This is a genomic window from Streptomyces termitum (genome assembly GCF_014650175.1).
Lineage (GTDB): Bacteria > Actinomycetota > Actinomycetes > Streptomycetales > Streptomycetaceae > Streptomyces > Streptomyces termitum.
On sequence record NZ_BMUL01000007.1, the window covers coordinates 314,670 to 326,787 of the forward strand.

General features: G+C 77.1%; 10 protein-coding genes. 5 read left to right on the forward strand and 5 right to left on the reverse strand.

The window, feature by feature from the left end; all coding sequences use genetic code 11:
- Positions 1-117 precede the first annotated feature (117 nt).
- The 4 genes from IE219_RS16310 to IE219_RS16325 all read left to right on the forward strand — a co-directional run bounded on the left by IE219_RS16310 (position 118) and on the right by IE219_RS16325 (position 5,733).
- Positions 118-1,188: a phosphatase PAP2 family protein gene (locus IE219_RS16310; RefSeq protein ID WP_189977877.1), complete on the forward strand. Its 1,071-nt coding sequence runs from the start codon at positions 118-120 to the stop codon at positions 1,186-1,188.
- A gap of 43 nt (positions 1,189-1,231) precedes the next feature.
- A complete protein-coding gene (locus IE219_RS16315) occupies positions 1,232-3,451 on the forward strand; it encodes an NADP-dependent isocitrate dehydrogenase (RefSeq protein ID WP_189977879.1) in 2,220 nt (739 codons plus the stop codon).
- Between the two features lie 195 nt (positions 3,452-3,646).
- On the forward strand, positions 3,647-3,937 hold the full coding sequence (locus IE219_RS16320) for a hypothetical protein (protein ID WP_189977881.1): 291 nt from the start codon (positions 3,647-3,649) through the stop codon (positions 3,935-3,937).
- Between the two features lie 104 nt (positions 3,938-4,041).
- A complete protein-coding gene (locus IE219_RS16325; RefSeq protein WP_189977883.1) occupies positions 4,042-5,733 on the forward strand; it encodes a sigma-70 family RNA polymerase sigma factor in 1,692 nt (563 codons plus the stop codon).
- A 42-nt stretch (positions 5,734-5,775) separates the two neighbouring features.
- Here IE219_RS16325 and IE219_RS16330 read toward each other — a convergent pair whose 3' ends face one another.
- From IE219_RS16330 to IE219_RS16345, 4 genes are all read right to left on the reverse strand, one after another.
- Positions 5,776-6,441 carry a CAP domain-containing protein gene (locus IE219_RS16330; protein ID WP_189977885.1) on the reverse strand — a complete coding sequence of 222 codons (666 nt, stop codon included), beginning with the start codon at positions 6,439-6,441 and terminating at the stop codon, positions 5,776-5,778.
- 192 nt (positions 6,442-6,633) lie between these two features.
- The gene (locus IE219_RS16335) at positions 6,634-7,536 is read right to left on the reverse strand and encodes a universal stress protein (protein ID WP_189977887.1); all 903 of its coding nucleotides are present in this window, start codon (positions 7,534-7,536) and stop codon (positions 6,634-6,636) included.
- Between the two features lie 239 nt (positions 7,537-7,775).
- Positions 7,776-9,050 (reverse strand): acyl-CoA dehydrogenase family protein, encoded by a 1,275-nt coding sequence (locus IE219_RS16340; protein WP_229849788.1) that lies wholly within the window; start codon positions 9,048-9,050, stop codon positions 7,776-7,778.
- 157 nt (positions 9,051-9,207) lie between these two features.
- Positions 9,208-9,663, reverse strand: coding sequence for an RrF2 family transcriptional regulator (locus tag IE219_RS16345; protein ID WP_189977891.1), 456 nt, complete (start codon positions 9,661-9,663; stop codon positions 9,208-9,210).
- A 531-nt stretch (positions 9,664-10,194) separates the two neighbouring features.
- Between IE219_RS16345 and IE219_RS16350 the strand changes: the two genes are divergently transcribed.
- The gene (locus IE219_RS16350) at positions 10,195-11,052 is read left to right on the forward strand and encodes a glutathione S-transferase C-terminal domain-containing protein (protein ID WP_189977893.1); all 858 of its coding nucleotides are present in this window, start codon (positions 10,195-10,197) and stop codon (positions 11,050-11,052) included.
- A 4-nt stretch (positions 11,053-11,056) separates the two neighbouring features.
- Here the strand turns inward: IE219_RS16350 and IE219_RS16355 are convergent, their stop codons facing one another.
- Positions 11,057-12,097, reverse strand: coding sequence for an NAD-dependent epimerase/dehydratase family protein (locus IE219_RS16355; RefSeq protein ID WP_189977895.1), 1,041 nt, complete (start codon positions 12,095-12,097; stop codon positions 11,057-11,059).
- Positions 12,098-12,118 lie beyond the last annotated feature (21 nt).

The following is a 12,118-nucleotide window of genomic DNA, read 5'->3' on the forward strand; positions in this document are numbered from 1 at the left end:
GGCCGCCACCGGACGGACCGGTCACGACCGGCCGCCCCGCGCCCCGCCAGCCGACCCGCCGTGTCGTTCGGGTGAATCCAGCGGGCGGCCGCGTCGCCCCTGGGTTCGAATCGGACCATGGCTCCCTACGACAGGCTCCGCACCGGCGGCTCCCCGAGACCGCCGAGGGCCGGTGACACCTGGTGGTACGCCGCCGTGGCCGGCGAGGCCGCAGACTCCTTCAGCACCCGGGTGCGCACCCGCACCCGGCGGGCCTGCCTCGGGGCCGTCCTGCTGCTCACCGTCGTCTACGCCGGCCTCGTGCTCACCGCGACCGGCCGCCGCTGGAGCGACGCCGCCGTCACCGGCCGCCGCGCCGACACCAGGGTGGCCGAATTCCTTCGGGACCATCCCTCCCTGGCCGGGGCCGCCACCCTCTCCCTGGTCCTCGCCTGCGTCCTCCTCGCCGGCCTCGGACTGCTGCGCAAGCGGTACGCGCTCACCGGCGCGGCCGCCGGAGCCGTCGCCGTCTCCCTCGCCGTCGCCGGACTCCTCCAGGGGTACGCGCCCCGCCCCCCGGCCGCCGACGCCGGAGCCCTGCCGCCCAGCGGCTTCCCCAGCGCCACCGCCACCCTCGCCTTCGGCGTCGCCCTCGGCCTCGCCCTGGTCACGCCCCGCCGCCCCCGCGGCCTCGTCGTCGGCGCCGCCACCCTGTGGGCCGTCGCCCTCGGCGCGTACTCGGTCGCGGCGGGCGACCACCGCCCCGGCGACGTGATCGCCGCCGCGCTCCTCGCCCTCGCCGTCCAGTGCGGCCTGATCGCGCTCCTCGCCCGCCGCGGCAAGGTCCGCCCCGGCCCCCGCCACGGCACCGTCCTGCGGAGCCTGCCGGCCACCCTGCCGCTCGCCCTGCTCGGCGCCGGCGGCCTCGCGGCCGGTTTCCTGCTCCTCGGCGACACCCTCGGCCTGCCCGCCACCGCCCCGTACGACCCGGCGGAGCTCCGGCTCGCCCACCGCTGCGGGCAGGCCCTCGCGGCCGGTGTCGGCGCGGCCGCCGGCCTCGTCCTGCTGGCCCTGGTCCGCCACGTCGACCTGGACGGCGGCCCGGCCCCGTACCGGCTCGGCGGCCCCTTCGTGGAGGACTCCGGAGCCCCCGAGCAGGGCGAGCTCGTGGGCCCCTTTACGGAGAACCGCGATCACGAGATATCTTGATGTCGAGCAATCTTGGATACGCAGACGTGGAGCGGAGCACCTGGTGACTGACTCGACCATCATCTACACCCACACCGACGAGGCGCCGGCCCTGGCGACCTACTCGTTCCTGCCCGTGATCCAGGCGTACGCCTCCACGGCGGGAGTCACGGTCGAGACGCGGGACATCTCCCTCGCGGGCCGGATCATCGCGAACTTCCCCGACTTCCTGGAGGAGGGCCAGCGCATCGGCGACGCCCTCGCCGAGCTGGGCGAGCTGGCCAAGACCCCCGAGGCCAACATCATCAAGCTGCCCAACGTCTCCGCGTCGATCCCGCAGCTGAAGGCCGCGATCGCCGAGCTCCAGGCGCAGGGCTACGCCCTCCCGGACTACCCGGACGACCCGAAGACGGAGCAGGACCAGGACGTCCGCGCCCGCTACGACAAGATCAAGGGCTCGGCCGTCAACCCGGTCCTGCGCGAGGGCAACTCCGACCGTCGCGCCCCGGGCTCGGTCAAGAACTACGCCAAGAACCACCCGCACCGCATGGGCGCCTGGACCCCCGAGTCCAAGACCAACGTGGCCACCATGGCCGAGGACGACTTCGCCGGCACCGAGAAGTCCTTCGTCGCCGCCGAGGACACCACCCTCCGCTTCGAGCACGTCGCCGCCGACGGCACCGTGACCGAGCTGCGCGCCCCCCTGAAGGTCATCGCGGGCGAGGTCGTCGACGCCTCCGTCCTGCGCGTCGCCTCCCTGCGCACCTTCCTCTCGGAGCAGATCGCCCGCGCCAAGGCCGAGGACGTCCTGTTCTCCGTGCACCTCAAGGCCACCATGATGAAGGTCTCCGACCCGATCATCTTCGGCCACGTCGTGCGCGCCTTCTTCCCGAAGACCTTCGCCCGGTACGGCGAGACCCTGGCCGCCGCCGGCCTCTCCGTCAACGACGGCCTCGGCACCGTCCTGAACGGCCTGGCCGCCCTCCCGGACGGCGACGCGATCAAGGCGTCCTTCGACGCCGAGCTCGCCGAGGGCCCCGCCCTCGCCATGGTCGACTCCGACAAGGGCATCACCAACCTGCACGTGCCGTCCGACGTCATCGTCGACGCCTCGATGCCGGCCATGATCCGCACCTCCGGCCACATGTGGGGCCCGGACGGCCAGGAGGCCGACACCCTCGCGGTCCTCCCGGACCACAGCTACTCCGGCGTCTACCAGGCCGTCATCGAGGACTGCCGCGCCCACGGCGCCTTCGACCCGGCCACCATGGGCTCCGTCCCGAACGTCGGCCTCATGGCGCAGAAGGCCGAGGAGTACGGCTCCCACGACAAGACCTTCGAGATCGCCGCGGCCGGCACCGTCCGCCTCGTCGACGCCTCCGGCGCCACCGTCCTGGAGCAGGAGGTCGCCGAGGGCGACATCTTCCGCGCCTGCCAGACCAAGGACCTCCCCATCCAGGACTGGGTCAAGCTCGCCGTGACCCGCGCCCGCGCCACCGGCGCCCCGGCCGTCTTCTGGCTGGACGAGGAGCGCGCCCACGACGCGCAGCTCATCGCCAAGGTGAAGCAGTACCTGCCGGAGCACGACACCGAGGGCCTGGACATCAAGATCCTGTCCCCGGTCGAGGCCACGAAGTTCTCCCTGGAGCGCATCCGCCGCGGCGAGGACACCATCTCCGTCACCGGCAACGTGCTGCGCGACTACCTGACCGACCTCTTCCCCATCCTGGAGCTGGGCACCAGCGCCAAGATGCTGTCGGTCGTCCCGCTGATGGCGGGCGGCGGCCTCTTCGAGACCGGCGCCGGCGGCTCCGCCCCGAAGCACGTCCAGCAGCTCGTCAAGGAGAACTACCTCCGCTGGGACTCCCTCGGCGAGTTCTTCGCGCTGGCCGCCTCCTTCGAGCACCTGGCCACCACCACGGGCAACGCCCGCGCCCAGGTCCTCGCGGACACCCTGGACCGCGCCACCGGCACCTTCCTCAACGAGGACAAGTCGCCGACCCGCCGCCTCGGCGGCATCGACAACCGCGGCAGCCACTTCTACCTGGCCCTGTACTGGGCCCAGGAGCTGGCCGCCCAGACCGAGGACGCGGAGCTCGCCAAGGCGTTCGCCCCGCTCGCCGAGACGCTCGCCGCCAACGAGCGGAAGATCGTCGACGAGCTGATCGCCGTCCAGGGCGCCCCGGCCGAGATCGGCGGCTACTACCAGCCCGACCCGGCCAGGGCCGCGGCCGTGATGCGCCCGTCCGCCACCTTCAACGAGGCCGTCGCGTCCCTCGCCTGACCCGGCGCACGACCCCGTACCGCCCCGGCCGGAACGCCTCCGGCCGGGGCGGTCGCGGTGCGGGCCCCGGCCGGACCCCGCACCGCCGGAGCACCCCGGCCGGTCCGCCCCGCCGCCGCGCCCCCACCGGAGCGGTTCTCTCCGGAGCCGTCCCGGCGGTGGCGGATACGCCGTCCGGGTGTGACCCTGGAGGGCATGAGCTGGGCATCTTGGACGACCGCCGGTGTCTACACCGGGCGTGGTGGGGTGCTGACCGTCGAAGGCGGAATCGTCACGGGCGACCTGACCGTGCACACGACCTTCGCCGACGGTGAGGCACGCGTGGCCGTGCAGTACAGCGGCGCCTCCGACTGGTTCACCATGTCGGGAAGTCCCGTCCCCTGTCCCTCGGAGGAGGAGAGCCGCGAACTCCACGACGCCGTCGTGGAGGCCGTACGGGAGGGCGGCGGAGCCGTCGTGCCCCGCCTGCCGCACCCGACCGTCTAGCGTCCCGGGCCCCCGCGGGGCCCCGGCGAAAAGTGTTATCCCTTCCGGTCCCCCGGGTCTCCTCCGGCACGGGGACTCGGACCGGGGACAAGGGAGCACCATCCATGCACAGCGACGAGCAGCGCACGACCGCCCTCGTGGAGGCGGCGCGCGCGGGCGACCCGCACGCCAGGGAGGAACTGGTGCGCGCCTGCCTGCCGCTCGTCCACAACGTGGTCGGGCGCGCCCTCGACGGGCACGCCGACACCGACGACGTCGTCCAGGAGACGCTGGTCCGCGCCCTCGACGGGCTCCCCGGGCTCCGCGACCCGGCCCGCTTCCGCTCCTGGCTCGTCGCCATCGCCATGAACGGGGTCCGCCGCCGCTGGCACGAACGCCGGCAGGCGCCCGTGCCCGGCCTCGACCGGGCCGCCGACCTCGCCGACCCGGCCGGCGACTTCACCGACCTCACGATCCTCCGCCTCGGCCTGACCGGGCAGCGCCGCGACGTCGCCCGCGCCACCCGCTGGCTCGACGGCGAGGACGGCGAACTGCTCTCCCTGTGGTGGCTGGAGGCCGCGGGCGAGCTCTCCCGCGCCGACCTCGCCGAGGCCCTCGGCCTCTCCCCGGCCCACGCCGCCGTCCGCGTCCAGCGGATGAAGGAGCGGCTGGAGACCGGCCGCGCCGTCGTCGGCGCCCTCGACGCCCGGCCGCGCTGCCCCGAACTGGCCGCGCTCCTCACCCCCTGGGACGGCCGCCCCTCGCCGCTGTGGCGCAAGCGGATCGCCCGCCACCTGCGCGACTGCCCCGGCTGCGGCACCGGCCGCCGCCGGCTCGCCCCGGTCGAGGGACTCCTCGTCGGCATCGGCCTCGTCCCGCCCCTCGCCGCCGGCCTCCTCGACACCACCGCCCCCGCCCAGGCCCTCGCGGCCGAACCGGTGGGCTGGACCACGGCCCCGGACCCGGCCCCCGGCACCGGCCCGCACGCACTCTCCGGCCCGGACCCGGCCCCCATACCCCTCTCCGGCCCCGACCCGGCCCCCGTACCCCTCTCCGGTACGGCTCCGGCGCCCGGTGCGGAGCCGATGTCCGGTACGGCTCCGATGCCCGCGGGGCCGGCGCCCGGGGCCGGCCCCGCGCCCTCCGGCACCGGCCCGGCGGCCGGGCCCGCCGGGCCGTTCTGGACGCCCGGACGGCGGACGGGGGCCGCCGGGGTCGCGGCCGTCGCCGTGCTCGGGGCGCTCGTGCTGTCGCTCCCCGAGCGGACCGCGCCGGAGGCCCGGCCCGCGCCCGGGCGGCCCTCCCTCGCGCCGCCCGCCACCACCCCGGTGGCGACCCCCGCGCCGGCCGGCACGCCGCCGCCCGCCCCGGCCACCACGCCCCCGGCCCGGACGGCCGCCGCCCCGTCCCGTACCGCCACCGCACCGCCGCCGAGCCCGGGGGAGCGGGTGACCGAGCTGGTCAACCGGCTCCGGGCCGAGGCGGGCTGCGCCCCGCTGCGCACCGACCCCCGGCTGACCGCCGCCGCCCGCGCCTACGCCCGGGACATGGTGGCCCGCGACTCCTACGGCCACGCCGGACCCGGCGGCGAACTCGCGGACGCCCGGATCACCGCGGCCGGCTACCGCTGGTCCGCCTGGGCGGAGAACCTCGCGGAGGGCCAGCCGACCCCGGCGGCCGTGGTCGACGGCTGGCGGGACGGCGCGGGCCACGAGCGGAACATGCTGGACTGCTCCTACCGGGACACGGGCGTCGCCACCGTGCCCGGCCCGCGCGGCCCGGTCTGGGTGCAGGAACTGGCCGCCCCGCTCGGCTGAGGGAACCGCCGCGAAGGCCGCCGGGGGCACCCGGCCGGGCGCTCAGCGCCGGGCGCCGAAGTCCTGCACCCACCACGGCCCGTCGGCGGTGAGGGCCACACCCGCCCCGACGTCGCGGAACGCGCAGTCGAGGATGTTCGCCCGGTGGGACGGACTCCCCATCCAGTCCCGCATCGCCCGCTCCGGCGTCGCCGGCCCCTTGTGGATGTTCTCGCCCCACCGCGACCAGCCGTAGCCGGTGGCGGTGATCCGGTCCCCGCCGTCCCGCCCCTCCGGGGTGTCGTGCGCGTAGTAGTCGCGCGCCGCCATGTCGTCGGCGTGCGCCTGGGCCGCCCTCCGCAGCCGCTTCTCGGTCCGCAGTGGACCGCAACCCGCCTTCTCCCGCTCGGCGTTGACGAGGGCGATGACGTCCCGCACGTACCGGGAGGCCCGGTCCTGCCCCGCGGCCGGGACGGCGCGGACCCCGCCGGTCTGCGCCGCCGGCCCGCCGCCCCCGGCCGCCGCGCGCGGGGCGACGACGGCATCGGCGGCGGGAGCGGGGGAGGGGGAGGGCGGCGCGGCGGCCGCGTACAGGCCGAGCAGGACGGTGAGGGCGGCCGCGCCCGCTCCGGTGCGGAAGGGGGCGGTGCGGAAGAAGGCCCGGCGCCGGCCGGGGGCCGGGCGCGCGGGGGACCGCTCGATGGGGCCGGGGGGACCGTCGTACCGCATGGGGCTCCGTTCGCTCGACCGCGCCGCCGTCCGGTCCGGGGCTCCGACGAGCCGCCGGGGCGACGGGAACGAGGCTTTCCCCGTCCCGCCGCCCCGACACCCCGGGTCAACCCGGAGGGTCAAGCCCGTGCGTCAACCCGAGGCGCCGGGGCGGCGGTTCGCCGGGCCGCCGCTTCCGCTCCCCCTTCCGGGTCAGCCCTGCGGGACGACCGCCACCGGGCACGGGGCGAGGTGCAGCGCCGCGTGCGCCACCGAGCCGATCCGCTGCCCCAGCGCCCCGCGCCTGGCCCGGCGGCCCACCACCAGGAGCTGGGCGGCGCCGGAGGTGGTGAGCAGGACCTGTCCGGCGCTGCCCAGCTCCACGTGCTCGGTCACCGGCACGTACGGGTACCGCTCCCGCCAGGGCGCGAGGGCCTCGCGCAGCGCCTTCTCCTCGAAGGGCACCAGGCCGCCGGCGTCGTCGGCGAGCCGCATCGAGGCCGGGCTGTACGCGTAGAGCGGCGGCAGGCTCCAGGCGCGCACCGCGCGGATGGCGGCGCCCCGGGCGGCGGCGGTCTCGAAGGCGAAGCGCAGCACGGGCTCGCTGTCCTCCGGGGTGCCCTGCTGGCCCACCAGGATCTCGCCCGTGGGCGGTTCGGCGGCCTCGCCGTCGCGGGCGCGGACCGAGACCACCGGGCGGGTGGCGGCGGCGATGACCTGCTGCCCGTACGAGCCGAGCAGGAAGCCGGCGACGGCCCCGTGCCCGCGCGAGCCGATGACGAGCATCTCCGCCTCCTCCTGGGCGGCGAGCAGCGCGGCCACCGGGGTGTCGGGGAGGACGGAGGCGCTGACCGCGACCTCCGGGTGGCGGGCGGTGATCTCCGCCTCGGCCGCGTGCACCAGGTCGTGGGCGGCCTTCTCCAGCCCGGTGGGGTCCTGGACCAGCGGCAGGTCGAGCGGCTCCCAGCGCCAGGCGTGGGCGAGCCGCAGCGGCACCCGCCGGTTCTCCGCCTCGCGCGCCGCCCACTCGGCGGCGGCGAGGCTCTCCGGCGAGCCGTCCACCCCGGCCACGATCGCCCGGTCCGTCCTACGGGGCTCCTGGGCCTCGCGCGTCATCCGACTGCCTCCCTGTTCGCGGTGGACGGGTCCGGCCCGGCGGCCGGTCCCTCGTCGCCTCCCAGCTTGGGCCCATCGGCCGTCCGGAGGGAGGGCCACAGGTCCCGACATGCCGGTCCGTACGCCCCTCCGGCCCCCGAGTCGAACATGTTCAACCCGGAGCTGACGCTCGTCGTGGTGGCGGCGGTGTACGGGGCGACCCGGGAGGCCGCCGAGGGCGGGGGATCGCGCCGCCCCCGTCAGGCGCTGCGGGCGAGGCGGGCGTGGCTGCCGTGGAGGTAGTGGTCGCCGATGTCGCGGAGCCGGTGCGCGGGCCGCGTCCGGGCGGTGAGCGCGCGGGCGTTGCGCCAGAAGCGGTCGAAGCCCGGACCGCCGCCCCCGGCGCCCGGCGCGGCCGGCGGCGCCCCCTCGACCAGCTCCAGGATCCGGGTGGTCAGCCGCACCGCGGCCCGGCCGGTCACCGTCTCGGCGGCGGACACCACGACCGCCAGGTCGGCGCGCTCCTCCACGCCGAGCGCCCAGCCCGCGCGCAGCCCGCGCGCCAGCGCGTCGGTGGCGCGCTCGGCGACGGCCGCCGCCGTGTGCGCGGAGGTCGCCAACTCGCCGTAGGAGAGCAGGAGGTACGGGTCGTCGCCGCGGTCCGCCGGTCCGCCGGCCGCCGGGCGGTCGTCGCCGGGCGCGGCGCCGGGCTCCGGCGGGCGCGCCCGGGTCACGTCCCGCGCCTCGGCGAGCGCGCCCTCCGCGATGCCGAGCGCCACGTGCACCAGGAGGAGCCGCAGCACCAGGGGGGCGAGCGAGGTGAACGGGGCGACCGCGTGCTCGTCGGCGGGCACCGTGCCCAGGACCCGCGACCGGGGCACCGGCACCTGGTCGAAGGCCACCGTGCCGGCGCCGGTGAGCCGCTGCCCCACCCGGTCCGCGGCCGGTTCCGCGCGGACCCCCGGATGGGCCGGGTCGACCAGGACGAGCAGCAGGTCGCCGGTGCCGGCCGGCCGCGCCGCGACCACCAGCCGGTCGGCGACGGCGACGGCGGAGTCGTAGGAGCGGCGGCCGTCGAGGAGCCAGCCGCCCCGGTCGGCCCGGGTGAGGGTGAGCCCCGGCCCGGTGCCGCGCGGTGCCGGTTCGGTCGCCCCGGCGAGCAGCCAGCCCTCGGCCGCCGTCCGGGCGTCGAGGCGGGCGAAGGGCTCCGCGCCCCGGGTGCCGGGCGCGGTGAGGAAGCGGCCGGTCCACGACAGGGCGTAGTGGTGGGCGAGGAGTTCGCCCACGGAGCTGTCGGCGGCGGAGAGTTCGCGCACCGCCGTACAGGCGGTGCGCAGGTCGGCGCCGTGGCCGCCGGGACCGGCGGCCGGGTCGGACGCGGTGAGGAAGGCGGTGAGGCCCGCCTCCCGGAGCCGCTCGACCTCGTCGAGCGGGGTCCGGCCCGCCCGGTCGCGGGCGTGCGCGTCGACGGCGAGATCGTCGGCGAGGTCGCGGACGACCCTCCGCCAGAGCGTGTCGTCCCTGGGCGTCGTCATCTCCGTGCTCATCCCACCCCGCCTGCCCTCCCATAATCCCACTGGATCAGTAGGGATAGTGGCAGAGGCGGGGCGGGCGCCCCAAGGGGCGTCCATCATGTGGATAAGGCCGTTCCGATGCTCGGAAAGCCTGCACGTCACCGCAGGTGAGGGAGGGTCAGGGATTGGTCCATGCCTCGGGGTCGTCCGCGCGCGCGGCGATCCCGGCCGGCAGCCCGCCCGCCGCGACCTCCGCCAGCGAGACGCCCAGCACCTCGCGCACGCTCGCCCGCAGCGCGATCCACAGCGGCAGCAGCGACTCCGCCGGGCCCGTGTAGGCCAGGTCCGGCGGCCGCTCCCCGCGCACCGACACCAGCGGCCCGTCCACGCAGCGGATCACGTCCGCCACCGAGATCGACTCGGCCGGCCGCGCCAGCCAGTACCCGCCCCGCCCGCCGCGCTGGCTCTCCACCAGCCCGCCCTTGCGCATGTCGCCCAGGATCCCCTCCAGGAACTTGTGCGAGATGCCCTGCCCCTCGGAGATCGCCTCCGCCTTCAACGGCCCGGAATCCCGGGCCGCCGCGAGCTGGAGGGCGGCCCGCACCGCGTAGTCGGCCCTGGCTGAAATGCGCATGCGGCGCATTATTCCGTACGGCTCCGAAGGTCGTCGGACGGGAGGCGACAGGCCGCCGCGGCGACCCGGCGGCCACCCCCGGGGAGTCCGTCCGCCGGAGCGCGCCGCCGGGCCGCGCCCCTCCGCACCCCCTCGCCCCCGCCGCGTCCGGACGGCCGGGCCGCCACCATGTGGACGGTCCCGTCCACACTCTTGACGCGGTCCGCCACCGGTCCGACACTCGAAGCAGGTACCCGAGCGGACAGGTAGGGAAAGCATGGGACACGGCGACCGGCACGACGGGCCCCCGGCCCGCCCCCTGCCGCGCCCCCTCTCCCTCACCTCGCGCCGCCACATCGACCTGCTGCGGGTGTGCGGCGCGACCTGACCGCGCCCCCGGACCCGCCCTCGCCCGGCCCCGCCGCGTCCGGCCCCGCCGCGTCCGGACCTCCCGGCCCCCGCCTTCCCGTCACTCTGCTGCCGCCGCACGGTCGCCCCCGCACGCCCCGACGCGCCCGCCCGGACCCAGCACCGAGCAACCCTGGGAGCACCATGCCCGTCGTCGTCCCCTCCTCCCTGCTGCCCGCCGCCGGATCGCCCGCCTTCCGGGGCCGGATCGGCCGCGACGCCGCCAGCGGCCACTACGCCGTCCCCCACCGCTACCGCCTCCACGTCGCCCCCGCCGACCCCGACTGTCTGCGCATCGCCGCCGCCCACGGGCTCCTCGGCCTCGACACCGTGCTCCCGCTGCACGTCCTGCCCGAACGGCCCGACGCCCCCGACGGCTCGTACACCGCCCTCCGCCCCCTCTACGAGGCCAGCGCCCACCTCTACACCGGGCCCGCCGCCGCCCCCGTCCTCGCCGACACCTGGACCGGCCGCATCGTCAGCACCCACGTCCCCGACATCCTCCGCGACCTCGCCCTCCGCTTCCGCGGCGACGGCCCCGACCTCCTCCCCGAGGAGCACCGCGAGGAGATTGACGCCCTCGCCGACCGCTGCGCCCACGACATCCACCGCGCCGCCCAGCACGCCGGCGAACTCGGCCTGGACGGCGGGGCGGAGGAAGCGCTCGACACGCTCCTCGCCGCCCTCGCCGACCTCGACGCGCGGCTCGCCGACCGGCCGTACCTCCTCGGCACCGGCCCGACCCTCGCCGACGTGCACGTCTGGGGCGCCCTGGTGCGCCTCGACACCGTCCACCGCTGGCACCTGGACGCCGGAGCCCTGCACCGCATCGCCGGCCACCGCGCCCTGTGGGCCTACGCCCAGCGGCTCGCCGCCCACCCGGCCTTCGCCCGCCACCTCGACACCGAGGCGCTGCTGCGCAGGCACCGCGCCCACTGCCGGGGCCGGGAGGCCGCGGGCGCGGCCATCCGGATCGTCGACTGGGACGCCTCCCGCCGCTGACGCCTCAGGCGGCGCGGCGCCCCGCCAGGGGCGCCGTGCCGTCGCCCGCGCCCGACCGCACCCCGCGCAGGAACGCCTCCAGGGCCTCCACCGACGTCGCCGCAGGCTCCCACTCCAGCTCCCGGCGCGCCCGCTCCGTCGACATGAGCGGCAGCCTGCGCAGCGCGTCGAAGAGACCGGGATCGGCCGGGGCCAGGCGCAGGTGCCAGGCGGCGGCGAGGGCGCCCCGCACCGCGCCCGCCGGCACCCGCACCGGCCGCGCGTCGAACAGCCCGCCCAGCAGCTCCGCGTCCACCACCGGCTCCGCCGCCAGATTGAACGCGCCCCGCACGTCCCGCAGCACCGCCCGCACGTACGCGTCGGCGGCGTCCTCGGTGTGCAGGACCTGGAAGCGCAGCCCCGGCTCCGGCAGCAGCGGCAGCAGCTCCGGCCGGAACAGCTGCCCCGGCACGAACCGCCCCGCGAAGATCCGCCGCTGCTCGCTCGCCGCCTCCTCCTTGAACAGGAACGCCGGCCGCATCCGGACCACCCGCGTCTGCGGCCGGTCCCGCTCGAAGACGTCCAGGAGCCGTTCCACGTACGCCTTCTCCCGGGTGTAGGCGGCCCCCGGCCAGCCGTGCGTCGGCCACTCCTCCGACACCGGCGCGCCGCCCCCGGGCCCGGGGGAGTACGCCCCCACCGAGGAGGCGCACACCAGGACCGGCACCCGCGCCGCCGCCACCGCGTCCAGCACCCGCACCGTGCCCAGCACGTTCGTCTCCCAGGTGGCGGCCGGATCGTGCGTCGGACCGAACCGCCACGCCAGGTGCACCACGGCGTCGGCGCCCGCCAGGCAGCGGTCGAGCCGGGGCACGTCCCCGTCCCGCGACAGGTCCACGGCCGCCCACTCGACCCCCGGCACCTCCAGCACCGGCTCCCGGCGCGCCAGCCCCAGCACCGGCCCCACGGCCGGATCCGCCGCCAGCGCCCGCACCAGACTCGTCCCCACGTTCCCGGTGGCGCCCGTGACGACCACCCTCGGCCGCGTCCTCGTCTCGGTGTCCATGCCTCCGACCCTCCGCCATCC

Bases quoted from the DNA above. Each gene is read 5' to 3' on its own strand.
- IE219_RS16355 (WP_189977895.1), bottom strand. From the start codon at position 12,097: ATGGACACCGAGACGAGGACGCGGCCGAGGGTGGTCGTCACGGGCGCC.
- IE219_RS16345 (WP_189977891.1), bottom strand. From the start codon at position 9,663: ATGCGCATTTCAGCCAGGGCCGACTACGCGGTGCGGGCCGCCCTCCAG.
- IE219_RS16325 (WP_189977883.1), top strand. From the start codon at position 4,042: ATGCACAGCGACGAGCAGCGCACGACCGCCCTCGTGGAGGCGGCGCGC.
- IE219_RS16350 (WP_189977893.1), top strand. From the start codon at position 10,195: ATGCCCGTCGTCGTCCCCTCCTCCCTGCTGCCCGCCGCCGGATCGCCC.
- IE219_RS16335 (WP_189977887.1), bottom strand. From the start codon at position 7,536: ATGACGCGCGAGGCCCAGGAGCCCCGTAGGACGGACCGGGCGATCGTG.
- IE219_RS16340 (WP_229849788.1), bottom strand. From the start codon at position 9,050: ATGACGACGCCCAGGGACGACACGCTCTGGCGGAGGGTCGTCCGCGAC.
- IE219_RS16330 (WP_189977885.1), bottom strand. From the start codon at position 6,441: ATGCGGTACGACGGTCCCCCCGGCCCCATCGAGCGGTCCCCCGCGCGC.
- IE219_RS16320 (WP_189977881.1), top strand. From the start codon at position 3,647: ATGAGCTGGGCATCTTGGACGACCGCCGGTGTCTACACCGGGCGTGGT.
- IE219_RS16310 (WP_189977877.1), top strand. From the start codon at position 118: ATGGCTCCCTACGACAGGCTCCGCACCGGCGGCTCCCCGAGACCGCCG.